The 25,315-nt window shown below is 71.2% G+C and carries 16 protein-coding genes; 13 read left to right on the forward strand and 3 right to left on the reverse strand.

Going from position 1 to position 25,315, the window contains the following annotated elements; genetic code table 11:
* Window positions 1-2 precede the first annotated feature (2 nt).
* From H4687_RS41815 to H4687_RS41840, 6 genes are all read left to right on the forward strand, one after another.
* On the forward strand, window positions 3-983 hold the full coding sequence (locus tag H4687_RS41815) for an ABC transporter substrate-binding protein (protein WP_046914186.1): 981 nt from the start codon (window positions 3-5) through the stop codon (window positions 981-983).
* Between the two features lie 264 nt (window positions 984-1,247).
* Entirely contained in the window at window positions 1,248-3,686 is a 2,439-nt protein-coding gene (locus H4687_RS41820) for a GcvT family protein (protein ID WP_046914185.1), read from the forward strand.
* Window positions 3,687-3,718: 32 nt separating this feature from the next.
* Window positions 3,719-4,579, forward strand: a complete 861-nt coding sequence (locus H4687_RS41825; protein ID WP_046914184.1) for a bifunctional methylenetetrahydrofolate dehydrogenase/methenyltetrahydrofolate cyclohydrolase — start codon at window positions 3,719-3,721, stop codon at window positions 4,577-4,579.
* 58 nt (window positions 4,580-4,637) lie between these two features.
* Complete coding sequence (locus H4687_RS41830) at window positions 4,638-5,870, forward strand: sarcosine oxidase subunit beta family protein (protein WP_050398679.1); 1,233 nt, start codon at window positions 4,638-4,640, stop codon at window positions 5,868-5,870.
* Window positions 5,871-5,881: 11 nt separating this feature from the next.
* Window positions 5,882-9,109 (forward strand): sarcosine oxidase subunit alpha family protein, encoded by a 3,228-nt coding sequence (locus H4687_RS41835; protein WP_050398681.1) that lies wholly within the window; start codon window positions 5,882-5,884, stop codon window positions 9,107-9,109.
* Entirely contained in the window at window positions 9,102-9,710 is a 609-nt protein-coding gene (locus H4687_RS41840; RefSeq protein ID WP_050398682.1) for a sarcosine oxidase subunit gamma, read from the forward strand. The genes H4687_RS41835 and H4687_RS41840 overlap by 8 nt, the downstream gene beginning before the upstream one ends.
* A gap of 57 nt (window positions 9,711-9,767) precedes the next feature.
* Here the strand turns inward: H4687_RS41840 and glyA are convergent, their stop codons facing one another.
* Together glyA and H4687_RS41850 are read right to left on the reverse strand one after the other, a co-directional pair.
* The gene (gene glyA, locus H4687_RS41845; RefSeq protein WP_046918028.1) at window positions 9,768-11,033 is read right to left on the reverse strand and encodes a serine hydroxymethyltransferase; all 1,266 of its coding nucleotides are present in this window, start codon (window positions 11,031-11,033) and stop codon (window positions 9,768-9,770) included.
* 174 nt (window positions 11,034-11,207) lie between these two features.
* Window positions 11,208-14,870, reverse strand: a complete 3,663-nt coding sequence (locus H4687_RS41850; RefSeq protein ID WP_046919602.1) for a LamG-like jellyroll fold domain-containing protein — start codon at window positions 14,868-14,870, stop codon at window positions 11,208-11,210.
* A gap of 412 nt (window positions 14,871-15,282) precedes the next feature.
* Here H4687_RS41850 and H4687_RS41855 point away from each other — a divergent pair, with 412 nt between their 5' ends.
* From H4687_RS41855 to H4687_RS41875, 5 genes are all read left to right on the forward strand, one after another.
* Entirely contained in the window at window positions 15,283-16,329 is a 1,047-nt protein-coding gene (locus H4687_RS41855) for a LacI family DNA-binding transcriptional regulator (RefSeq protein WP_046919603.1), read from the forward strand.
* 122 nt (window positions 16,330-16,451) lie between these two features.
* Window positions 16,452-17,699, forward strand: coding sequence for a sugar ABC transporter substrate-binding protein (locus tag H4687_RS41860; RefSeq protein WP_046919604.1), 1,248 nt, complete (start codon window positions 16,452-16,454; stop codon window positions 17,697-17,699).
* 17 nt (window positions 17,700-17,716) lie between these two features.
* On the forward strand, window positions 17,717-18,634 hold the full coding sequence (locus tag H4687_RS41865) for a carbohydrate ABC transporter permease (protein WP_225968355.1): 918 nt from the start codon (window positions 17,717-17,719) through the stop codon (window positions 18,632-18,634).
* Complete coding sequence (locus tag H4687_RS41870) at window positions 18,631-19,446, forward strand: carbohydrate ABC transporter permease (protein WP_046919822.1); 816 nt, start codon at window positions 18,631-18,633, stop codon at window positions 19,444-19,446. The genes H4687_RS41865 and H4687_RS41870 overlap by 4 nt, the downstream gene beginning before the upstream one ends.
* Before the next feature lie 50 nt (window positions 19,447-19,496).
* Window positions 19,497-21,296 (forward strand): amylo-alpha-1,6-glucosidase, encoded by a 1,800-nt coding sequence (locus H4687_RS41875; protein WP_107082402.1) that lies wholly within the window; start codon window positions 19,497-19,499, stop codon window positions 21,294-21,296.
* On the opposite strand, the gene H4687_RS41880 is transcribed toward H4687_RS41875, so the two are convergent.
* Window positions 21,283-21,621 carry a hypothetical protein gene (locus H4687_RS41880; RefSeq protein WP_046919821.1) on the reverse strand — a complete coding sequence of 113 codons (339 nt, stop codon included), beginning with the start codon at window positions 21,619-21,621 and terminating at the stop codon, window positions 21,283-21,285. The genes H4687_RS41875 and H4687_RS41880 overlap by 14 nt on opposite strands.
* Before the next feature lie 372 nt (window positions 21,622-21,993).
* Between H4687_RS41880 and H4687_RS41885 the strand changes: the two genes are divergently transcribed.
* Together H4687_RS41885 and H4687_RS41890 are read left to right on the forward strand one after the other, a co-directional pair.
* Window positions 21,994-23,517: an ABC transporter substrate-binding protein gene (locus H4687_RS41885; RefSeq protein ID WP_046919820.1), complete on the forward strand. Its 1,524-nt coding sequence runs from the start codon at window positions 21,994-21,996 to the stop codon at window positions 23,515-23,517.
* Between the two features lie 6 nt (window positions 23,518-23,523).
* A complete protein-coding gene (locus H4687_RS41890; protein ID WP_046919819.1) occupies window positions 23,524-25,302 on the forward strand; it encodes an ABC transporter permease subunit in 1,779 nt (592 codons plus the stop codon).
* The last annotated feature ends 13 nt before the right edge of the window (window positions 25,303-25,315 follow it).

The following is a 25,315-nucleotide window of genomic DNA, read 5'->3' on the forward strand; positions in this document are numbered from 1 at the left end:
CCATGGCAACACAAGTACGACAGTGGAGAGCCGGCGTGGCCGGACTGGCCGTCCTCGGCCTCGCCCTCACCGCCTGCGGCGGTGCGAAGGTCGGTGACAGTTCGTCGTCGGGCTCCGAGGAGTCGGGCGGCTCTGGCAAGTGCGGCGCCTTCAACCTCGCCGTCAACCCGTGGGTGGGTTACGAGGCGAACGCGGCGGTCGTCGCGTACGTCGCCGAGAAGGACCTCGGCTGCAAGGTCACCAAGAAGGACCTCAAGGAGGAGATCGCCTGGCAGGGCTTCGGGACGGGCGAGGTCGACGCCGTCATCGAGAACTGGGGCCACGACGACCTGAAGAAGAAGTACATCACCGACCAGAAGACCGCCGTCGAGGCCGGCGCGACCGGCAACAAGGGTCTGATCGGCTGGTACGTGCCGCCGTGGCTGGCGAAGGCGCACCCGGACATCGTCGACTGGAACAACCTCGACAAGTACGCCGACAAGTTCAAGACCTCCGAGTCGGGCGGCAAGGGCCAGCTCCTCGACGGCGACCCGTCGTTCGTCACCAACGACGAGGCCCTGGTGAAGAACCTGAAGCTGGACTTCAAGGTGGTGTACGCGGGCAGCGAGACCGCCCTCATCCAGGCCTTCCGCAAGGCGGAGAAGGACAAGGAATGGGTGATCGGCTACTTCTACGAGCCCCAGTGGTTCATGGCCGAGGTGCCCCTGGTCAAGGTCAAGCTGCCGGAGTACAAGACGGGCTGTGACGCGGACGCGGAGAAGGTGGCCTGCGACTACCCCGTCTACGAACTCGACAAGATCGTCAGCACGAAGTTCGCCGAGTCGGGCAGCCCGGCCTATGACCTGGTCAAGAACTTCACCTGGACCAACGACGACCAGAACACCGTCGCCAAGTACATCGCGGTGGACAAGATGACGCCCGAGGCCGCGGCGAAGAAGTGGGTCGAGGCCAACCGCGCCAAGGTCGACGCCTGGATCAAGTAACCGCGGGGCGGACCGGCGGTCGAACATGCCCGGTGGGCGGCGTGCACTGATGTGCGCCGCCCACCGGGCATCGCCGTGTCCGGGGGCGGTTCGAAGGCCCTGTCCGGTGCCGTGTCCGGGGCCGCCCGCGAGGCCGTTTTCCTCGGGTCCCGGACCTCTTGACACCCCCTCCCCGCGACAGGCACATTGAGTTGCGCAACCTGAACCATGTTGCGCAGACAGCAACTGAACCGGCTGGACTGGCTTTCAATCGGAGGTGCGGCGATGGCGGGACCCCGAGTGGTCATCATCGGAGCGGGCGTCGTTGGCGCGGCCCTCGCGGACGAGATCTCCGCGCGCGGCTGGACCGAAGTGACCGTGGTCGACCAGGGCCCGCTCCCCGCCACCGGGGGCTCCTCGTCGCACGCCCCGGGTCTGGTCTTCCAGACCAACCCGTCCAAGACCATGACCGAACTCGCGCGCTACACCGTCGAGAAGTTCTGCTCCCTCGACGTCGACGGCGAGCCCTGCTTCCTCCAGGTCGGCGGCCTCGAAGTGGCCACCACCCCCGAGCGCCTGACCGAACTGCACCGCCGGCACGGCTGGATCACCGCCTGGGGCATCGAGTCCCGCCTGCTGAGCGCCGACGAATGCGTCGAGCGGCACCCGCTGGTCAACCGCGACCGGGTCCTCGGCGGCCTCCTCGTACCGACGGACGGCCTCGCCAAGGCCGTCCTCGCCGTCGAGGCGCAGATCCGCCGGGCCACCGAGCGCGGCGTCACCTTCCTCGCCCGCCACGAGGTCCTGGACGTGCTCCGGTCCGACGGCGAAGTGACCGGGGTCCGCACCGACCAGGGCGACCTGCCGGCCGACATCGTCGTGTGCTGCGCCGGCATCTGGGGGCCGAAGATCGCCCGCATGGTGGGCATGAACCTCCCGCTCACCCCGCTCGCCCACCAGCTCGCCTGGACCGGCCCGGTACCGGCGCTGGCCGGCCAGACCGAGGAGGCGGTGCGGCCGATCCTGCGCCACCAGGACGCCGACCTCTACTACCGCGACCGCTACGACGGCATCGGCATCGGCTACTACGGCCACCGCCCCATGCCCATCTCCGCCGACGACATCCTCTCCGTGGACGAGGCCGACGCGATGCCGTCGGTCCTGAAGTTCACCGAGGAGGACTTCGCCGACGCCTGGACCGAGACCCGGTCCCTGCTGCCCGCGACGGTCGAGGCCAAGGTCGAGGAGGGCATCAACGGCCTGTTCTCCTTCACCACCGACGGCTACCCGCTCCTCGGCGAATCCCCCGACGTCAAGGGCTTCTGGGTCGCGGAGGCCGTCTGGGTCACCCACTCCGCGGGCGTGGGCCGGGCCGTCGCCGAATGGCTGGTCGACGGCCACTGCTCCTCCTTCGACCTGCACGAGTGCGACGTCAACCGCTTCGAACCGCACCAGCTGTCCCCGGAGTACGTCCTGGCCCGCGACTGCCAGAACTTCGTCGAGGTCTACGACATCCTGCACCCCCTGCAGCCGTCCGGTGACCCCCGCCCGATCCGCACCAGCCCCTTCCACACCCGCCAGCAGGAGCACGGCGCCGTCTTCCTGGAGGCGGCCGGCTGGGAGCGCCCCCAGTGGTACGAGGCCAACGCGGGCCTGGTCGAGGGCCGCAACATCCCCGTCCCCAACGACTGGGCCGCGCGGTACTGGTCGCCCATCGTCGGCGCCGAGGCCCAGGCCACCCGCGAGACCGTGGCGATGTACGACATGACGGCGCTCAAGCGCCTGGAGGTCACCGGCCCCGGCTCCGCCGCCTTCCTGGAGCGCCTGGTCACGGGCAAGGTCGCCAAGTCGGTCGGCTCGGTGACATACACCCTGCTGCTCGACCACGACGGCGGCATCCGCAGCGACATCACCGTGGCCCGCCTCGCCCACGACGTCTTCCAGGTCGGCGCCAACGGCAACCTCGACCTCGACTGGTTCACCCGCCACCTCCCCGCCGACGGCACCGTCCAGGTCCGCGACATCACCGCCGGCACCTGCTGCATCGGACTGTGGGGCCCGCTCGCCCGCAAGGTCCTCCAGCCGCTGACGGACGAGGACTTCTCGGCCGACGGTCTGAAGTACTTCCGCGCCAAGCGCGCCCACATCGGCTCCGTCCCGGTCACGGCCATGCGGCTGTCGTACGTCGGCGAACTCGGCTGGGAGCTGTACACCACCGCCGACCTCGGTCAGAAGCTGTGGGACACCCTGTGGGCCGCAGCCCGGCCGCTCGGCGGTGTCATCGCCGGACGTGGCGCCTTCAACAGCCTGCGCCTGGAGAAGGGGTACCGCTCCTTCGGCACCGACATGACCTACGAGCACGATCCCTACGAGGCCGGCGTCGGCTTCGCCGTCAAGCGCGACAAGGACGACTTCATCGGCAAGGCCGCGCTGGAGCGCCGCGCGACCGACGTCCGCCGCAAGCTGACCTGCCTCACCATCGACGACCCCAGGTCGGTCGTCATGGGCAAGGAGCCGGTCTATGACGGCGACTCGGCCGTCGGCTACGTCACGAGCGCGGCTTACGGCTACACCATCGGCAAGGGGATCGCGTACGCGTGGCTGCCGGCGGAGCTGGCGGTCCCCGGGACCGCGCTGCACATCGGGTACTTCGACCAGCGCGTGGAGGCCGTGGTGGCCGAGGAGCCGTTGTTCGACCCGTCGATGTCCCGTCTTCGTGGGTGAGTGGGTCCGGAGATCGAAAAGGAGCACCGACCGTGAGCGCACAGTTGCTCGACGGGAAGGCCACGGCCGCCGTCATTCGTCGTGAACTCGCCGAGCGTGTAGGCAAGTTGACTGCCGCCGGCGGGCCTCCGCCCGGTCTCGGGACCGTCCTCGTCGGGGACGATCCCGGCAGCCGTGCCTATGTGGGGGGCAAGCACCGGGACTGCGCCCAGGTCGGCATCGCCTCGATCCGTCGCGAACTGCCCGCCGACGCCACACAGCGCCAGGTCGAGGACGTCATCGACGAGCTGAACGCCGACCCGGCCTGCACCGGATACATCGTCCAGCTGCCGCTCCCGCGTCATCTGGACGCGGGCGCCGTCCTGGAGCGCATGGACCCGGCGAAGGACGCCGACGGCCTCCACCCCGTCAGCCTCGGCCGGCTGGTCCTCGGCGGGGCCGCGCCGCTGCCGTGCACCCCGCGCGGCATCGTCGAGCTGCTGCGCCGGTACGAGGTGCCGATCGCCGGAGCGCGGGTCTGCGTGATCGGACGCGGCATCACGGTGGGACGGCCCCTCGGCCTGCTGCTCACCCGCAGGTCCGAGAACGCCACCGTCACCCTCTGCCACACCGGAACCACGGGCCTGGCCTGGCACGTGCGCGAGGCGGACATCGTCGTGGCGGCGGCCGGCTCACCCGGACTGATCACCAAGGACATGCTGCGCCCCGGCGCGGCCGTCCTGGACGTGGGGATCACCCGCACCGACGAGGGTCTGGTCGGCGACGTCCACCCGGACGCCACCCAGGTCGCCGGATGGCTCGCGCCGATGCCCGGGGGTGTGGGCCCGATGACACGGGCGATGTTGCTGGCCAACGTCGTCGAGGCAGCCGAGAGGAACGCGACCGCCGTATGAACGCGCACGTCCCCGAGTACTCGCAGCATCCGCACCTCTCACACGACGGAGACGTCCGATGAGCCCCCGTACCCCCGGCGCCGAGCTGCCCGAACACCCCGACTGGCTGTGGCGCACACCGGAGCCGAAGCGCAGTTACGACGTGATCGTCGTCGGCGGCGGCGGACACGGCCTCGCCACCGCCCACTACCTCGCGAAGAACCACGGCATCACCAACGTGGCCGTGCTGGAGAAGGGCTGGCTCGCGGGCGGCAACATGGCCCGCAACACCACCATCATCCGCTCCAACTACCTGTGGGACGAGAGCGCCGGCATCTACGAGCACGCGCTCAAGCTCTGGGAGGGCCTGGCGGAGGAGCTGGACTACCCGATCCTGTTCTCCCAGCGCGGTGTGCTGAACCTGGCGCACAGCCTGCAGGACGTCCGCGACAGCGTGCGCCGCGTGGAGGCCAACCGCCTCAACGGCGTCGACGCGGAATGGCTGGACGCCGAGCAGGTGAAGGAAGTCTGCCCGATCGTCAACATCTCCCCGGACGTGCGCTACCCGGTCCTGGGCGCCACCTACCAGCCCCGGGCGGGCATCGCCAAGCACGACCACGTGGCCTGGGGCCTGGCCCGCTCCGCGGACGCCGCCGGCATCGACATCATCCAGAACTGCGAGGTCACCGGCCTGGACGTGGTCGGCGGCAGAGTGGTCGGTGTGCGGACGACGCTCGGCCCGATCGCGGCCGGCAAGGTCGCGCTCTGCTCGGCGGGCCACACCTCGGTCCTGGCCGCCATGGCCGGCATCGAACTCCCGCTCCAGAGCCACCCGTTGCAGGCACTGGTCTCGGAGCTGCTGGAGCCCGTGCACCCGACGGTCGTGATGTCCAACGCGGTCCATGTGTACGTCAGCCAGGCCCACAAGGGCGAGCTGGTGATGGGCGCGGGCATCGACGCGTACAACTCCTACACCCAGCGCGGCGCGTTCCACATCATCGAGGAGCAGATGTCCGCCGCGCTGGAACTCTTCCCGGTCTTCGCCCGCGCCCACGTCCTGCGCACCTGGGGCGGCATCGTCGACACCAGCCCCGACGCCTCCCCGATCATCGGCCTCAGCCCGGTCGACAACCTCTACCTCAACTGCGGCTGGGGCACGGGCGGCTTCAAGGCCACCCCCGGGGTCGGCTGGGTCTACGCCCACACCATCGCCCACGACACCCCCCACCCCCTCAACGCCCCCTTCTCGCTCGACCGTTTCACCACCGGCGCGCTCGTCGACGAGCACGGCGCGGCCGCGGTGGCCCACTAGGGAGCCCAACCATGCTGCTCATCACCTGCCCGTGGTGCGGGCCCCGCGACGAGGCCGAGTTCCACTACGGCGGCCAGGGACACGTGCCCTACCCCGAGACCCCGTCGGCCCTCACCGACGAGGAGTGGGCCCGCTACCTCTTCTTCCGTGACAACCCCAAGGGCCCGTTCGCCGAGCGGTGGAGCCACGCGGCGGGCTGCCGCAAGTGGTTCAACGCGGTACGGGACACCTCGACCAACGAGATCCTGGCGGTGTACCGGGCGGGAGAACCGCGCCCGGCCACGGAGGAACTGCGGCGCGCGCCGAGCTCCGACGCGCGCGCGGCTTTCGTGGAACCCCCGGCGAGCCCTGAGTCGCCTCCGGCCACGCACCGGCCCAGCCCGGCACCGCCGGCCCGTCCGGCGCCGGCGGGGGGCGAGACCCAGCCCTTCCGCCTGCCCACCGGCGGCCACATCGACCGCGACGCCCCCCTGACCTTCGTCTTCGACGGCACCGAGTACCAGGGCTACCGAGGCGACACCCTCGCCTCCGCCCTCCTCGCCAACGGTGTCATCGAGACGGGCACCAGCATCAAACTCGGCCGTCCCCGGGGCATCTTCTCGGCCGGCGTCGAGGAACCCAACGCGGTCATCCAGATCGAGGCCCCCTTCCCCGAGCCGATGCTCCCGGCGACCACCGTCGAGCTGTACGACGGCCTCGTCGCGAGCAGCCTCCCGGGCCAGGGCCGCCTCGCCACCGAACCGGACCCCGCCCGCTACGACGCCGTACACGCCCACTGCGACCTGCTGGTCGTCGGCGCGGGCCCGGCCGGCCTCGCCGCGGCCGCCGCCGCCGCCCGCAGCGGCGCCCGCGTCATCCTCGCCGACGACCAGCCACAGCCGGGCGGCAGCCTCCCGGGCACGGGCGAACACCTCGACTGGGTCGAGGAGACGGCCCGCGACCTCGACGCCGAGCCCGAGGTCCGCGTACTGCGCCGCACGACCGTCTTCGGCTACTACGACGACAACCACCTCCTCGCCGTGGAACGCCGCACCAACCACCTGGGCGCGAGCGCTCCCGCACATGTCTCCCGCGAACGGGTCTGGCGTATCCGCGCCCGCCGTGTCGTCCTCGCCACCGGCGCCCACGAACGCTCCCTCGCCTTCGCGGACAACGACCGCCCCGGTGTGATGCTGGCCGCCTCGGCCCGCACCCACGCCCTTCGCCACGGCGTCCTGCCGGGCCGCCGCGCCGTCGTGTTCACCGCCAACGACAGCGCCTACGCGGCGGCCCTGGACCTCGCCGCGGCGGGCGTCGACATCGCGGCGATCGTCGACACCCGTCCCGAACCGGGCGAGTGGGCGCGGCGCGCCCGCGAGGCCGGCATCGAGGTACTGGCCGGGCACGCCGTCACCGGCACGGAGGGCGATCCGCGCCTCACCGCCGTGTCCGTCGCCCCGTACGGGGAGTCCGAGGGCCAGCGGCGGTTCGACGCCGACCTCCTGTTGGTGTCCGGCGGCTGGAACCCGGTCACGCACCTCTTCAGCCAGGCGGGCGGCAAGCTGCGCCACGACGAGGCGCTGGGTTCCTTCGTCCCCGACACCTGCCGTCAGGCGGTCGAGGTGGCGGGCAGCGCGAGCGGCGTGTTCGACCTCGCGGCGGTCCTCGCCCAGGGCGCCGCCGCCGGAGCCCGCGCCGTCGAGGCCGAGGGCTACCGGTCCGAGGCACCCCCTCTCCCGCAGGTGCCCGCCCAGCCGCGACCGACGCCGCCGATGCACGTGTACGTCGTCCCGGGGGACACCGGCCGCCCCCGCTTCGTCGACCTCCAACGCGATGTCACCGTCGACGACCTGACCCGCGCGACCGGCGCCGGCATGCGCTCGGTCGAGCACACCAAGCGCTACACCACGGCCGGCACCGCCAACGACCAGGGCAAGACCTCCGGCGTCCTGGCCGGCGGCGTGGTCGCCGAACTGCTCGGCGTGGACGTCTCCGCACTCGGCACGACCACCTTCCGGCCCCCGTACACCCCCGTCTCCTTCGCCACCCTCGCGGGCCGCGACCGGGGCGCCCTGCACGACCCGATCCGCACGACGGCCCTCCACACCTGGCACGTCGAACACGGCGCCCTCTTCGAGAACGTCGGCCAGTGGAAGCGGCCCTGGTACTACCCGCAGGACGGCGAGGACATGGAGAGCGCCGTGCTGCGCGAGTGCGCCGCCGCCCGCGACGGCGTCGCCTTCATGGACGCCTCCACCCTCGGCAAGATCGACGTCCAGGGCCCGGACGCCGCCGTGTTCCTCGACCGGCTCTACACCAACATGATGTCCACCCTGAAGGTCGGCATGATCCGCTACGGCGTCATGTGCCGCCTGGACGGCATGCTCTTCGACGACGGCACGGTCATCCGCCTCGCCCAGGACCGCTTCCTGGTCACCACCACGACCGGCAACGCGGCCGCCGTACTGGACTGGATGGAGGAGTGGCTGCAGACCGAGTGGCCCGACCTCAAGGTCCACTGCACGTCCGTGACCGAACAGTGGGCCACCGTCGCCCTGGTCGGCCCGCGCTCCCGCGACGTCCTCGGCGCACTCGCACCCCAACTGACCGTGTCCAACGACGACTTCCCCTTCATGGCCTGGCGCGAGACGGCCGTCGCGGGCATCGACGCCCGGGTCTGCCGGATCAGCTTCTCCGGCGAACTCGCCTACGAGATCAACGTCTCGCCCTGGGACGCCCTCACCCTCTGGCAGGCGCTGTACGAGGCCGGGGCCGCCTACGGCATCACCCCGTACGGCACCGAGACCATGCACGTCCTGCGCGCCGAGAAGGGCTACCCCATCGTCGGCCAGGACACCGACGGCACCGTCACCCCGCAGGACCTGGGCATGAGCTGGGTGGTCTCGAAGAAGAAGCCCGACTTCATCGGCAAGCGCTCCTACGCCCGCGCCGACACCCTCCGCGCCGACCGCAAGCACCTCGTCGGCCTCCTCCCGGAAGACCCGGGCACCTTCCTCCCCGAGGGCACCCACCTGATCGCCGACAGCGTCCTGCCGGCGCCGCCCGTCCCGATGCTCGGCCATGTCACCTCCAGCTACCGCAGCGCCGCCCTCGGCCGGACCTTCGCGCTCGCCCTGATCAAGGGCGGCCGGGACCGCATCGGCGAACGGCTGTACGCCCCCGTGGGCGACCGGCTGGTCCCGGTGACCGTGGCAAGCCCCGTCCTCTACGACCCCGAGGGAGCACGTCGTGATGGCTGACACCGCACTCACCGCTCCGCCCCGCAGCCCCCTGTCCGACGCCGCGGGCCGCCTGGCCGGCGCCACCCGTGCCTCCCGGGGTGCCATCCGGCTGGCCGAACTCCCCTTCCTGACCCAGCTCGACATCCGCCTCGACGCCAAGGGGGCGGCCGCCGACGCCATCGGCCTCGCCCTGGACCTCCCGCTGCCCCTCGAACCCGACACCGTCGTACGCGCCGGGCAGTTGACCGCCCTGTGGCTGGGGCCCGACGAATGGCTGCTGGTGGGCCCGCCGGGCAGCGCCCGGGACCTGGAGGACCGGATCCGCACGGCCGCCGGCGACGAACCCGTCTCCGTCACCGACGTCTCGGCCCAGCGCACCACCCTCCTCGTGGCCGGCCCCGGCGCGCGCGAGCTCCTGTCCCACGGCTGCGCCCTGGACCTGCACCCACGCGCCTTCGGCGCCGGGCGCTGCGCCCAGACCACCCTGGGCCGCACCCAGGTCGTCCTGGTCGCCCGAGACGAACCCGCCACGGGGTTCTGGGTACTGGTCCGCTCGTCCTTCGCCGGGTATCTGACGGACTGGCTGCTGGACGCGGCGACGGAACACCTGTCGGCCTGAGCCGACAGCACGCGCACCGACCCGTGTGGGGCACCCGTCAGGGTGCCCCACAGCGCTTTACTTCCCGAGCGTCGGGTACAGCGGGTGCTTGTCGGCGAGGGCCTTGACCCGGGCCTTGAGGGTCTCGGTGTCGGGGTCGGGCTTGAGGGCCTGGGCGATGACGTCGGCGACCTCGGTGAAGTCCTCGGCGGTGAAGCCGCGGGTGGCGAGGGCGGGGGTGCCGATGCGCAGGCCGGAGGTGACCATCGGGGGGCGGGGGTCGTTGGGGACGGCGTTGCGGTTGACGGTGATGCCGACCTCGTGGAGGCGGTCCTCGGCCTGTTGTCCGTCGAGTGCGGAGTTGCGCAGGTCGACGAGGATGAGGTGGACGTCGGTGCCGCCGGACAGGACGTCGATGCCGGCTTCGCGGGCGTCGGGGGCGGTGAGCCGCTCGGCGAGGATCTTCGCGCCCTCGACCGTGCGCCGCTGGCGCTCCTTGAACTCCTCGCTCGCGGCGACCTTGAAGGAGACCGCCTTGGCCGCGATGACGTGCTCCAGCGGACCGCCCTGGAAGCCGGGGAACACCGAGGAGTTGAGCTTCTTGGCGAACTCCTTGCTCCGGGCGAGGATGATGCCGCCGCGCGGGCCGCCCAGCGTCTTGTGGGTCGTGGAGGTGACCACGTCCGCGTACTCGACCGGGTTGGGGTGCAGCCCGGCCGCCACCAGACCCGCGAAGTGCGCCATGTCCACCCACAGGAACGCGCCGGTCTCGTCGGCGATCCGGCGGAACGCGGCGAAGTCCAGCTGCCGCGGATACGCCGACCAGCCCGCGATGATCACCTTCGGGCGGTGCTCCTTGGCCAGCCGCTCGACCTCGTCCATGTCGACCAGGCCGGCGTCGTCCACGTGGTAGGCGACCACGTCGAACTGCTTGCCGGAGAAGTTCAGGCGCATGCCGTGGGTGAGGTGGCCGCCGTGGGCCAGGTCCAGGCCGAGGATGGTGTCGCCGGGCTGGGCGAGGGCGAAGAGGGCGGCCTGGTTGGCGGAGGCGCCGGAGTGCGGCTGGACGTTGGCGTACTCCGCGCCGAACAGTTCCTTGAGGCGGTCGATCGCGATCTGTTCGGTGACGTCGACGTGTTCGCAGCCGCCGTAGTAGCGGCGGCCGGGGTAGCCCTCGGCGTACTTGTTGGTGAGGACGGTGCCCTGGGCCTCCATGACGGCGAGGGGGGCGAAGTTCTCGGAGGCGATCATCTCCAGGGTGGACTGCTGGCGGTGCAGCTCGGCGTCGACGGCGGCGGCGACCTCGGGGTCCAGCTCGTGCAGGGGAGTGTTCAGAAGCGACATGCGTACGACCTCGTCTTCTCAGCCGGCGGTGCGTATTGAGCAACATGTAGAGCGATACGCAACATGGTCCAAGAGGGGCGAGGCCCGGTCAAGGGCGTGGACGGAGAACCGGGGCTCCGACGACGAAGCGCCCGGCCCGTCGACCACGACGGACCGGGCGCTTCACCACTCAGCTCATCGCGGCTCGCCCGCGTACGGCGCCACGGTGATCCGGTCGATCAGCGGTGCGTAGCGCGAGCGGAGCAGCACGCCGGGGAAGGTGTCCGAGGCGTAGGTGGTGCCGTCGAAGTTCGGCAGCTCCTCGGAGCGCAGGGTGAGGGTGTTGCGGCCCTTCTTGAGGTCGACCGGGACGGTCAGCTCCCAGAAGTTGTTGCGGTGGAAGCTGTGCGGGAAGCCGACGCGCCGCGCCTCGCCGCCGTTGACGGTGAGGTCGGCGTGGCGGGCGAGCGGGTCCGGGTTGTAGTGGGTGGCCTCGGACTGTTCGGGGTTGGAGTAGCGGATGCGCAGGGCGTGAAGGCCGGCCCGGTCCGCGGTGACGGTGAAGGTCGCCGTGTTTCCGTTGCCGGGGCCGCCGCCGATCCCGCTGATCGCCGTGCCGTCGGTCGCCAGGGAGAGCGGGGTGAGCGTGGCCGAGCCCGCCAGCTTCGCGTCCTTCGCCTCGTACGTACGCGTCGGGAGCGAGCCTTCCGTCGGCGTGACCGTGAGACGGTCGACGAGGGTGGTGGCCGAACGGCCGGTCACGGTCACCTTGTTGACGCCGCCCGACAGGGAGACGGCCACGCTGTTCTTGGTCTTGGTCAGGCGCAGGACGTCGTGTCCGTTGACGGAGAGCCGGGCTTTCATGGTGTCGAGGGCGTCGACCTTGAGAGTCGCCTCGCGCTCCGTGGGGGAGTAGACCCAGAACGTGGCGGTCTGGTCCTTCGTGAGCCGCATCGCGCCCGAGCCGGTGGCGGGGACCACGGCCTTCTTCGGCAGCTCGTAGACGGGCTGCGCGCCCTGGGCCGGCCAGGCCAACTCACCCTCGTACACCTGGGTTTCGGCCGAGGGGTCGGGGAGGGACAGCGTGAGGCGGTCGACGATGGCGTCCCCCTGGGTGACGTGCTTGCCGTCGAGGCTCCTGGCGGCGAGCGTCAGTGTGTGCTTGCCCTTGGTGAGGCGCACCTTGGTGTCGGTGTGGTCCCACACCACCCACTTGTAGCCGAGCGGCAGATGCAGCTCCTGCTCGCCGTCCGCCTTGCCGTCCACGCGGAGGAAGACGTTCGTGGGGCCCTGCTCCTTCACCTTGTCGAAGGTGTTGAGGGAGTTGGCGAAGACGCTCAGGTCGTAGGTGCCGTCCTCGGGCACGTCCACCGCGAAGTCGAGGGTGACGTCCGAACCGGTGCGCAGACCGCCCACGTCGTAGCCGCCCGAGGTGTAGAACTTCGACACGTCGCGGGGGGAGCCCTCGGGGCCGTTCCTGGAGTAACCGGACCCGGTGTGGGCGGCGGCCTCCGCCTCGTAGGACGCCTGCCAGGAAGCGGGCGGGGTCTGGGTGCCCTTCGCCTTCTCGGCCGGGCTGAGGACGATCTCGTACGCCGACGACTCCTTCAGCGCCGGCAGCGTGCCGTCGCCGAAGCCGACGACGACCGTGCCGTCGTCACCGACCCGAAGGTCCGTCTCGGTGAGCAGCTTCGGGCCGGAGGAGTCGCCGAGCTGCCCGGTCCACTCGATCTCCCGCACCCAGGCGTGCACGCGCTCCCCGAACAGCTTCTTCGGGACGTCCGCGAAGGTGATGTGGCCCTTGCCGGTGGACCCGCCGAAGACCAGCCGGGCCTGCTTGCGCTTCTCGTCCAGTGTGGCGACGCCCTGCATGGTGTAGTTCTCGCCGGGGAACGGCGGGGTCACCTTCACCGTGTGGCCGCTCATCGACGCGTACGAGTTCAGCAGCCACCACTGGCCGTTGCCCCGGTTCGACTGCACCGCGGAGTCGGAGAGGTTGCCGTCGATGTTCCAGTACGCGATGTCGGCGTCCACCTTGGACTCCTCGATCGCGGACACCCACTGGATCATCTGGCCGGGGACGGAGGTGTGGTAGTTGAAGGCGTACTCGTTGATGTTGACGGGCAGTTCGGTGCCTTCCTTGTCGGTGCCCTTGAACACCTCCTTCTCCCAGCCCCGGTACTTGGCGACACTCGCGCGCACCGCCTCCGGGTGGCTCAGCTCGTGCCAGGTGATCACCTCCGGGACGGTGCCGGCGGCCACGGTGTGCTGGAGGAAGCCCTTCACCTGGTCGTAGAGGACGCTGGTGTTGGGGCCGGCGATGCGGGCGTCCGGCATCCTCTCCTTGATGAGCCGGTAGGCGCCGTCCCAGGCGGCGAAGAAGTCGTCCGGGTCGGTGAGCCAGCTGACCTTGTCGTAACTCCACTCACCGGTACCGAACATGTTGCCCTCGGGCTCGTTGTACGGCACGAAGACGATGTTGCCCTGGTACTTCTTCGGCAGCTTCAGGACCTGGTCGACCTGGTCGGCGATCTTCTTCTCGTAGAGCCTGAGCTTCTCCTGCGGGGTGTCGCCCGGCCACTGGTACGGGAAGCCGCGGTGGATGTCGGTCATGTAGATGTACACATCGCCGTCGGTGGAGTCGGCCAGCGGCTTCACCACCTCCAGCGCGTCGGCCCCCGGGTGCTGCGGACCGTCCTGCGCCTTGGTGGAGACCGTGCGCAGGCCCATGCCCTCCATCAGGTTGTTGGTGGGGACGTCCGGCCCGTACACGCCGTAGAGCGTGCCGGACGCGCCGCCGTGGAACGCGCCGGTGTCCGAGCCGAGGTCGACGGTGAGCTGTCCCTCGCGCACCACCGTGACGGTCGCCTTCACCGCGCGCCCGGCCGCGGTCCCCGCGACGGTGAACGTCCCCGGCCGGTCGTACTTCTCGGACGGTACGGCGTCCCAGGCGATCCGCGTGTCACGGTCGTAGCCGTCGGAGAAGGACGAGCGGACGGTGGCGGGCAGCGCGGGGGCGGTCCCGGTCGTGGTGCGGACCTCGAAGGACGTCTTCGAGGGTTCCTGGACGGTGGGCACGTCCCCGACGGTACCGGCCACCTGTTCGGCGCTGAGCGCCGCGTGCCACACGGTGAAGTCGTCGATCGCACCGTTGAGCAGCGGGTCGGGCCAGAAGGACTTGCCGATGTAGCCGGCGGCGGTGGCCGAGGCGTTCAGCAGGTCCTTCGCCTTGACGTCGGTCTCGGCGGAGGAGACCGCCACACCGTCGAGGTAGGTGGTGACCTGACCGGCGGCGGTGTCGAGGGTGACGGTGACGGTCTTCCACGCGTCGGCGGGCAGCATCGCGTACCCGCCGGCCTGTGCCTCCGCGCCCCCGCCGCCGGTGGTGACGGCGGTGCGAAGGCGCCCGTCGCCGTTGTAGGGCGTGGAGAAGAGGTACCTGCTGGTGTCGGTGCCCAGGTCGAAGATCCGCTGCCAGGACGACCGTTCGCCGCTCCATTTCACCCGGGCGGAGACCGTCAGGTCGCTGGTGTCGCCGATCACCGCGCGGGGCAGCCGGACGTACGCGCCGTCGGAGGTGGGCGCACCGCCCGGCAGGGCCAGCGCCCTGCCGCCGTCCGCGCCCGCCACGGAGCGGGCGGTCGTGGCGTGCACCAGGGTCGCCGTCAGGCCGTTGCCCGAGCTGTCGGCGATCCGGCCGGAGGCGAGGTCGTCCTCGTCGAAGGTGTAGCGGGCGACGGGCGGGGGCGTGTCGGCCGCCTGCGCGGGGACGGCGGGTGCGGCCAGCAGGCCCGCGCCGAGCGTCAGGGCCACGGCGGCCGGTGCTCGGCGCCGGGCGGATCTGTCAGCGGATGGCATGGATCGCGTCCTCAATCCTCGGGGTGACGGGGTTCCGGTGGGCCCACCTCGGTCGGCTGCTCGTCCATGTGCCGCCGCCCGGGCAGGGGCACGGAGGGGGTCCGGGGCGCGCGAAGCGGCCCTCGCGGGTGCCGGAAGGATCACTTCATCGAACCGGTTCGGCGAAGCTAGCACCGGGACCCCCGGCCAGCAATCCCTCCGGCGCGGCGGATTTCCACGGTCTCTCCGGGTCCTCGAACGCGTCGCGAACGACGTGTCCTAGGTGTTGACAGGCTCCCTCGCAGTTTCTACCTTCACTTCACGCGAACCGGTTCGACGATCGGTGAGCACCCCTCGTCCGTCCCATCCCTCAGGACCACCGGACCGGTACTCTCTCTCGGAGGAGACGAACCGGTTCGAGCAAGGAGTCGGCGTGAACATCGGTGAGATCGCCCGGCGGGCCGGTGTGTCGCGCAGCACCGTTTCCTATGCGCTGAGCGGCAAGCGTCCGGTGTCGGAGGACACCCGCCGCAGGATCCAGGAGGTCGTGGACGAGCTGGGGTATCAGCCGAGCGCCAGTGCTCGTGCCCTGGCCAACGGCCGGACCAGCACGATCGGCCTGGTCTTTCCGCCGGCCGGGAATCACTACACGGGCATGCAGCTGGATTTCATCGGCAGTGTGGTGGAGGCCGCCGCGGCCTACGACTACGACGTCCTGTTGTCCCCCAGCGGCGTGGACAGCGACCGTTCCTTCCAGCGACTGCTGGGCGAGCGCCGGGTCGACGGCGCGATCCTGATGGAGATCCGGCTGCAGGACGACCGGCTCGACCACCTCGCGGCGGTGGATTTCCCCTCCGTCGCCATCGGCCGCACCGCCCACCCGGAGGGCAGCTGGTGGGTGGGCCTCGACCACACCGAGCTGGTCCAACGCTGCGTCCACCACCTGGCGGACCTCGGCCACCGCCGGGTCGCCTTCGTCAACCGTCCCGAGCAGCTGCTGCGGGCGGGGTACGAGTCGGCCCAGCGAGGGCTGGACGGTTTCACCAAGGCCGCGGCGGAGCGCGGTCTGACGGTCCGCACGTACTGCTGTGGTGACGACGCCGCCTCGGGCCAGGCCTGTGTGCAGCGGATCCTGCACGACGACCCCGCCACTACGGCGCTGGTCACCTTGAACGAGGCGGCGCTGGGCGGTCTCTACCGGGGCCTGGCCCAGGCCGACCGCCTTGTGCCGCGCGACTTCTCGGTCACCGGTGTGGTGGCCGGCCGGTGGGCGGAGACGGTGACCCCGCAGCTCACCGCGGCGGACGTCCCGGCGGCCGAGATGGGCCGCCTCGCCGTCGAACTGCTGGTGGAACGGCTCGACCAGCCCGGCGCACGGCCCCGCCACCACCTGCTCGTCCCGCCGATCTCACTGCGGGCCAGCACCGGCCCCGCGGGCGTCCCGCCCGGCCCGGATCTCGGGCCCGCCACGACACCCTGACCCGAGCCCTCTCTCTTTTTCACTCCGTCGGACACCCTCACCGCCCCCGGGCGCTGTACGGCGTACCGACCTTCAGCGACCCATGTCCTCGGCACCCGCATGCCAGAAACAGAGGAACCGTGATGAACAGCTCCGCAAGAAGGCGCCGACTGACCGCAGCGGCCCTGACCACCCTCGCCGTCGCCGCCGGTGCCACCGCGTGCGGCTCCGGCAAGGACGGCACCGGCGCCAAGGGCGCCGACAGCGGCACGTACACCGTGTGGGACCCCTACCCGCAGTTCGACAAGGGGTCGGCGTGGGCGAAGCTGCTCGACGACTGCGGTGCCAAGGCCGGTGTGAAGGTCAAGCGGACCGCGTTCGACACGAGCGACCTGTCGAACAAGGCACTCCTCGCGGCGCAGCAGGACAACTCCGCGGACGTGCTGATCGTCGACAACCCGGTGGTCTCGACGCTGGCCGAGGCGGGCGTCCTGACCTCGACCGACGACAACAAGCTCGACACCTCCAAGGTGGATCCCAACCTGCTCGCGGCCGGTCAGTCGGGCGGTAAGACGTACGGCATGCCGATCGGCGCGAACACGCTCGCCCTCTACTACAACAAGGAGGTGCTGAAGAAGGCGGGTGTCGACATCGCCTCGGTGAAGGACTGGAAGTCGCTGACGGCGGCGCTGGCGAAGGTCGACAAGGCGGGGAAGAAGGGCATCACGTTCTCCGCGATCGGCACCGAGGAGGGCAGCTTCCAGTTCCTGCCGTGGTTCTGGGGCTCGGGAGCACAGCTGACGGACGTCGGCTCGGCGCAGGCGGTGTCCGCGCTGACACTGTGGAAGAACTGGCTGGACAAGGGCTATGCCCCGAACTCGGTCATCAACAACACCCAGACGACCAGCTGGCAGGAGTTCGCGACGGGCGACTACGCGTTCGCGGAGAACGGCACCTGGCAGCTCGCCAACGCGAAGAAGGCGGGCTTCGAGTACGGCGTCATTCCCGTCCCCGGTGCCTCCGGTGGCAATGCCGCCGCCCCCACCGGCGGCGAGTTCGTCACCCTCCCCGTCCAGGGCGACACCGGCCGCTACGCCACCTCGCAGAAGCTTGTGACCTGCCTGACCGGCACGGACAACCTCCTCGCCACCGACACCACCCTTTCGTACGTGGCCCCGACCGCCGAGGTGCAGGACAAGCAGGTGGCGGCGAACGCCGAGCTGAAGCCGTGGGTGGAGGCGGTCAAGGCGGCCAAGGGGCGCACCAGTGACGACCTGGGCACCAAGTACCCCAAGATCTCCGAGCAGGTGTGGAAGGCCGTCCAGTCCGCGCTCAGCGGGTCCCAGTCGCCCGAGGACGCGCTGACCGCAGCCCAGGCCGCGGTCAAGTGACCGCGGTACAGCACCGGTTGACGAGCGTCACGACCCAGGTCCGGCGCCGTCGCCCGGTGTCCCCGCAGTGGACCGCCTGGGCCTTCCTCACCCCGGTCACCCTCTACCTCGCCCTCTTCTACGCCTATCCGCTCTACCGCAACCTCGACCTGAGCCTGCGCGACTACACCGTGCGCTCCTTCGTCCAGGGCGACGCGCCGTTCACCGGCCTGGCGAACTACCGGACCGTCTTCGACGACCCGACCTTCGCGCCCGCTCTGCTGCACACCGTCGTCTTCACCGCCGTGTGCCTGTTCTTCCAGTACGCCCTCGGCCTCGCCCTCGCGGTCTTCTTCAACCAGCACTTCAAGCTCTCCGCCACCCTGCGGGCCCTGTTCCTCGTCCCCTGGCTGCTGCCGCTCATCGTGTCCGCCTCCACCTGGTCGTGGATGCTCAACAGCGACTCCGGCATCGTCAACACGGCGCTCGGTGTCGTGGGCATCGACCCCGTCAACTGGCTGACCTCACCCACCTGGTCGCTGACCTCGGTGATCATCGCCAACATCTGGATCGGCGTCCCCTTCAACCTGGTCGTCCTCCACAGCGGCCTCCAGTCCGTCCCGGCCGGACTGTACGAGGCCGCCGCCCTCGACGGGGCGAACGCCTGGCAGCGCTTCTGGCGGATCACCTTCCCCCTGCTGCGCCCGGTCTCCGCGATCACGCTGCTGCTCGGACTGGTCTACACGCTCAAGGTCTTCGACATCATCTGGATCATGACCAAGGGCGGCCCGGCGGACTCCTCCACCACCTTCGCCACCTGGTCCTACCAGCTCGGCTTCGGCAGTCTCCTGCCCGCCTTCGGGCCCGGTGCGGCCGTCGGCAACCTGCTCGTCGTCGCCGCCCTGGTCTTCGGCCTGATCCATGTCCGGGTCCAGCGAAAGCAGGCACTGTCATGACGCGCCGCAGTCCATGGAAGACCCTCGTGGGGGTCGCGCTCACCGCGATCATGCTGTTCCCGGTCTACTGGATGCTCAACGTGTCCTTCACCCGTGACCAGGACATGCGCAAGAGCCCACCCGACCTCTTCCCCGCCGACGGCACACTGGACGGCTACCGCAAGGTGCTGGACGAGCAGTTGCCCTACCTCGGCACCAGCCTCGTCATCGGCCTCGGCACCGTCGTCCTGACCGTGGCCCTCGCCGCACCCGCCGGCTACGCGCTGGCCAAACTGCGCCCGCGCGGCGGCGGAGTGCTCGGCTTCGTGCTGCTGGCCGCCCAGATGATTCCCGGCATCATCATGGCGATGGGGTTCTACGCCATCTACCTCCAGCTCGGCCTGCTCCAGTCCGTCCCCGGACTGATCGTCGCCGACTCCACCCTGGCCGTCCCCTTCGCCGTCCTCATCTTCACCGCGTTCATGTCCGGCATCCCCGGCGAACTGCTCCAGGCCGCGCAGATGGACGGAGCCGGGCCGCTGCGCACCTTCCGGTCGATCGTGCTGCCCATGAGCCGCAACTCGGTCGTCACGGTCTCGCTGTTCGCGTTCCTGTGGTCGTGGTCCGACTTCGTCTTCGCCGCCACCCTGGCCAACGGCGGTACCCACGAGCCCATCACCCTCGGCATCTACCACTACATCGGCAACAACAACCAGGAGTGGAACGCCATCATGGCCACCGCCGTCCTGGCCTCCCTGCCCGCCGCCGTCATCCTCGTCCTCGCCCAGCGCTACGTCGCCGCGGGCGTGACCGCCGGCGCCGTCAAGGACTGAACTCCCCCCTTCCCCCCCGCACTCCCGCTTCGAGAAACGAGTCGCCCTCCATGACCGCCGCACGACCCGGCCCGTCCTTCTCCCTCGACGACATCCCGTTCAGCACCCACGGCTCCTGGTTCGACATCTCCCCGGTCCTGGCGGAGAAGACGTACGCCGATGACCTCCACCTGGTGTCGCACCAGAACGGCATGCACGCCGTCCTGCGGCTCGTGCCGCTCGACTCCGCCACGGGCGAGCGGGCCGAGACGCACGTGGAGGCGACACCGGGGCTGTTGAGCTGGTCCGGCGCGGGCGGCCGGGTCGATCTCGCCTACGAGTCGCCGGACACCGTACGGCTGCGCGGCCAGGGGTTCTCACTGCGCCTCTGCGCGGCGGCCCGCACACTGACCCCGTTCAGCGGCACCTACTTCTTCCACGACGCGGCCGCCGGGGCCCATGTGTTCACGTCGTACGAGACCGGGCGCCGTTACCGCGTCACCGTGCTCGGCGGCACGGTCGCCGACGTGTCCGGCGGGCAGGCCCTCGGGAGCGCGGACCGGGGCCTCACCCTCACTGCCGGCCCGGACGGCCACTGGGAGGTCGCGGTCGAGGAACTCGACACGGCCCGCCGCCCGTTCGCGTCGACGGCGGCCTTCGGCGAGGTCGTCGAGGCGGCGCGGGACGCCTTCGCGGAGTTCGTCGACGCGGTGGCTCCCTGGCGTACGTCCGCCACTCCGGCCGCCGAACTCGCCGCCTACGTCGTGTGGTCGGCGACGGTCCGTCCGGCGGGGCTGGTCACCCGGCCCGCCGTGCTGATGTCCAAGCACTGGATGGACAAGGTCTGGAGCTGGGACCACTGCTTCAACGCCCTAGCCCTGGCCCCCGGCCTGCCAGGCCTTGCCCTGGACCAGTTCCACCTGCCCTTCGACCACCAGGACGAGACCGGCGCCCTGCCCGACTCGGTCACCCACTCCGAGGTCCTCCACAACTTCGTCAAACCCCCCATCCACGGCTGGACCCACGCCCGGCTGCGCCGTCGGCTGAGCACGCCCCAGGACCCGGCCGAACTGGCCGAGACCTATGACCGGCTGGAACGCTGGACGACGTTCTGGCTCACCGCACGCCGCGCCCCCGGCGCCGCGCTGCCCCATTACCAGCACGGCAACGACAGCGGCTGGGACAACGCCACCACCTTCGACCCCGAACGCGTGGTCGTCACCGCCGACCTGGCCGCCTTCCTCGTCCTTCAGCTGCACGAACTGGCCGAACTGGCAACGCGGTTGGACCGACCGGACGACGCCCGCCGATGGACGCTGGCCGCCGACACGACCCGCACGGCGATGCTCGACCACCTCTGGACCGGCGACCGGTTCGTCACCCAGGGGGTCGCGAGCGGTGAGACCTGGCACAGCTCCAGCCTTCTCGACCTGATGCCCCTCGTGCTGGGCGAGCATCTGCCGCCCGCCGTCAGCCGCGCCCTGGCCGACCGCGTCGCGGCCCATCTGACCCCGTACGGCCTGGCCACCGAACTCCCGACCTCACCCCACTATCTCCCCGACGGCTACTGGCGCGGCCCGATCTGGGCCCCCGCCACCGTCCTCATCGAGGACGGCCTGCGCCGCGCCGGCCACCACCACCTCGCGGACGAGATCAGCGCCCGCTTCCGCACCCTGTGCGAAACCCACGGCTTCGCCGAGAACTTCGACGCCCTCACCGGCACGGGCCTGCGCGACCGCGCCTACACCTGGACAGCGAGCAGCTACCTCCTCCTCGCCGAGGCCCATGCGACCCACGGGACCCGCGAGACGCCGGCCACCGCCGACGCCGAGGCCGCCCACGTACCGCTCCACCAGGTCACGCCGGGATGAAATCCGGCCACCAGGGCGGGACGTTCCCCGGGCACACGGGGTCGGGGTAGCCGTCCGGCATGCCGAGCCAGGTCACGAGGAACCAGCCGGACACCAGGGCGAGGACGACCCCCACGGCCAGGGCAGCACCGGGACGGCGCCGGCCGAGGGTGCCGTACAGGACGGTCCACGCGGCCGCGGCCGCGATCCACACGAAGGGGGCGAGGAGCAACAGCGTCATGGCGTCGGCGGCACCGCTGCCGACGTCACAGGCGGCCCAGGCCCGCCCGATGACGGTCAGGGACACCACCGCGGTCAGTCCACCGAAGAGAACGCCGTACACCATGCCCCTGAACCAGGGCCTCGGAGGGCTCGTCGGCCCCGCTTCCGTCACCGTTCACCTCTCGCCGCGCGGACGAGGAGCGTAGCAACGAGACGCGGGTGCTTCGCGACCCACTGGCGCCTAGGGGACCGTCCGCGAGACCGCCGGCGACGACGGCGCCTCGATCGGTCACCTGACCTCGGCGGGGGCTTACGGGAACCGACCCGCACCGGCCGCTTCTATCAGCACGGCGTCTGACGGTCCGTGCGCCGCGGGCCGATACTCCCACCCGGTGAGGGTTTGGTAAGGCTGCCCTTATATTGTGTGATCGATGCCCCCGGATGCCGCAGCCGCGCACCGGGGGCGCGATCTGCCCGCCGCAAGACAGGACCGACCATGCGCACCACTTCCCGCCGTCTTCTGGCGGCCCTCGCCCTCACCCCGGTGCTCTCCGGCTGCTTCGCCGCCGGGGAGGACGGCTCGGGCGCGAGCGGGGAGTCGGGAGCGGGCGGGCGCCTGCGGATCGCCCTCGCGGTGCCGCCGGTGCAGGCCCTGTCGCCGTACAGCAACGACGCCACCGTGCTCAGCAAGCTCTCCGTGGCCGAAGGCCTCACCGCCCTGGACGAGAACGGCGCCGTCGCGCCCGCCCTGGCGAAGTCCTGGACACGGAAGAACGACACGACCTGGGTCTTCCAGCTGCGCAAGGCCACCTTCCAGGACGGCACCGACGTCACCGCCGAGTCCGTCGTCGACGCGCTCGACCACGCGAACAGGGCCACGACCAAGCCGCGCGTCCTCAGCGACGTCACGCTGACCGCCGTGGCGGACGACGCCGACACCGTCACGCTCACCACCAGGACCGCCGACCCGGTCCTCCCGCTGCGGCTCGCCAGCCCCGCCCTCGGCATCCTCGCCGAGAAGGCGTACGCCGACGACGGCACCGTCAGCCCCGTCGGCACCGGCACCGGCCCGTTCAAAATCACCAGGCTGACCGGAAAGACGAAGGCCACCCTCGACCGTTACGACGGCTACTGGGGCGGCAGGGCCAAAACCTCGGGCATCGACGTCAGCTGGATCGCCGACGGCACCGCCCGCGCCAACGCCCTGCGCGGCGGCGACGTGGACATCGCCGAATGGATCCCCACCGCCCAGGCGAAGCTCCTCGACGAGACCACCCGCCACGAAGTGCCGTCCGTGCGCACGGACAGCCTGATCCTCAACACCGGCGGCGGCCTCCTCGCCGACACGGGCCTGCGCGCCGCCGCCCGTGCGGCCGTGGACGGCGGTGTCCTCGTCGAATCCGTCTTCGGCGGATACGCCGACCCCGCGCAGGGGCTGTTCGGCCCGGCCGTCCCCTGGGCCGCCGACGAGCGGGTCGAGGTGACCGGCCGGGCGAAGGCCGCGACCACCGCCGAGGTCAAGACGGAGACGAAGGGCAGGACCCTGCGTCTGGCCACGTACACCAACCGCGCCGAACTCCCCGAGGCCGCCTCCGTCCTGCAGCAGCAGCTGGAGAAGGCCGGATTCACCGTGAAGCAGGACGTACGCGAGTACACGCAGATGGAGGCCGACCTGCTGGCCGGCAGGTACGACGCCCTCGTCTTCTCCCGGGTCACGCTCCTCGACACCGGCGACGCGGTGGCCTACCTCGCCAGCGACTTCACCGGTGACGGCGTCTACAACATCGCGGGCCTGAAGGACGCCGAGGTCGACGCGGCCGTCAAGTCCGCCGCGGCGGAAGGCGACACGGCGGAGCGGCAGAAGAAGATCATGCGGGCCGAGGCGGAGATCCTGCGCACCGACGCCGTCGTCCCCCTCGTCCACGAGAAGGTCGTGCAGGGCATCTCCGACGACGTCGAGGGCGTCCTGCTCGACCCCCGCGAACGCTCCCTCGTCGACGTCGACACCCACCTGAAGTAGCACCGGATGAGCACCACGTCGCCGGCCGGCGGCCAGGGCCTCCCCACCCGGTGGCGCGCGGGGGCCGGCCGGCTCACGGCGGGAGTCGCGCTGCTGGCCGCCGTCGCCTTCCTGCCCTGGCTGTCCGGTGTCGACCCCGCCCTGACCGTCCTGCGCGCCCGCTCCGCCGACCAGGACCCGACCCCGGCCCAGTTGAGCGCCGTACGCGAGCAACTCGGTCTGGACGAGGGGCCGTCCGCGCACCTGGCCCGATGGGCGGCCGGACTGGCGCGCGGGGACGCGGGCGTCTCCTGGGTGTCGGGTGACCCGGTGCTGCCGCAGGTGACGACCGCCCTCGCGGTCTCCGTCACGCTCATGCTCGGCGCGCTGGCGGTCACCGTCGTGGTGGCCGCGCTGGTCTGTGCCCGCACCCTGCGCCTCGGGGCGCGGCGAAGGCTGCGGCGAAAGCGCGCGGGCATCGGCGCCGCCGTCCTCGCCGCGCTGCCCAAGTTCCTGCTCGCCTCACTGCTGGCGACGGTGTGCGGGGTGTGGCTGGGCTGGTTCCCCTCGCAGGGGTGGGAGGGCCCGCGGTCGATGGTGCTGCCCGCCCTCGCCCTCGGCGTGCCCTCGGGGGCGATGATCGGCGGCCTGCTCGACCAGTCCCTGCCCGCGGCCTTCAACGAGCCGTGGGCACGCACCTGGCGCGCCTTCGGACATCGCGGCGGCCGCATCGCGCGCACCGCGCTGCGCCGCGCCCTGGCCGGGGTGCTCCCCCAACTCCTGCCGACCGTCGTCGCCCTGGTCGGCGGCGCGGTGGCGGTGGAGAAGATCTTCGACATCCCGGGCCTCGGCCGTCTCTCGCTGGACGCGGCCGTCGCCCAGGACCTGCCGCCGCTGCAGACCGCGACGCTGGCCCTGGTCCTGCTCGGCGTCTGCGCCGGCTTCCTGGTCCGGGCGGTGCGCCACGCCCTGCTCGGCCCGGCCCTGCGGGACGGCGCCCTGCCCGCCCTGCACCCGCCTGCGCTCTCCCGGACACGGTCGCTGCCCTGGGTCGTCGGATGCTGTGCGCTCGCCCTGCTCGCCCTGGTGGTGTCCGGCCTCCTGCGCGACCCCTTGCACGTGGAGACGACGGCCCGGCTGCTGCCCCCGTCCTTGGCGCATCCCCTCGGCACCGACGCGCTCGGCCGGGATCTGCTCGCCAGGCTGGGCCACGGGGCCGTGCGCACGATCGGCGCGGCCCTCGCCGTGACCGTCGTCAGCGCCCTCGTCGGCCTGGTCATCGGGACGGCGACCCAGGTGGGGGCGGGGCTGACCGACATCGTGTCGACGCTGCCGGCCGTCCTCGCCGGCCTCCTGACGACCGCGGTGACCGGGCCGTCGGTCTGGGGCGCCGCGTGCGCGGTGTGCCTGGTGGCCTGGACGCCGTACGCCGCGCAGGCGGCCGCTCTGCTCGAACAGGAACGGACCAGCGGCCACCTGCTGGCGTCGGTCTCCTTCGGCGCGGGCCCCTCCTACCTCCTGCGCCACCATCTGCTGCCCGCGGTCCTGCCCGCACTGGTGCGCAACGCCCTGCTGCGCCTGCCCACCACGGTCCTCGTCCTGGCCTCTCTCGGCTTCCTCGGCCTGGGCGAACAGCCGCCCACGCCGGAGTGGGGCCGTCTGCTCTCGGAGAACCAGCCCTACGTGGAGCTGGCCCCCTGGACCGTCCTGGGCCCGGCCGCCGCCCTCGTCCTCCTCTCGGTCCTGTCCGTCTCCGCGACGGCATGGACCCGTACCCCGCCCGGGACGGCACCCGTCGCCACCTGACGGGGGCCACGGG

This window comes from Streptomyces stelliscabiei (genome assembly GCF_014873495.1).
Classification (GTDB): domain Bacteria; phylum Actinomycetota; class Actinomycetes; order Streptomycetales; family Streptomycetaceae; genus Streptomyces; species Streptomyces bottropensis.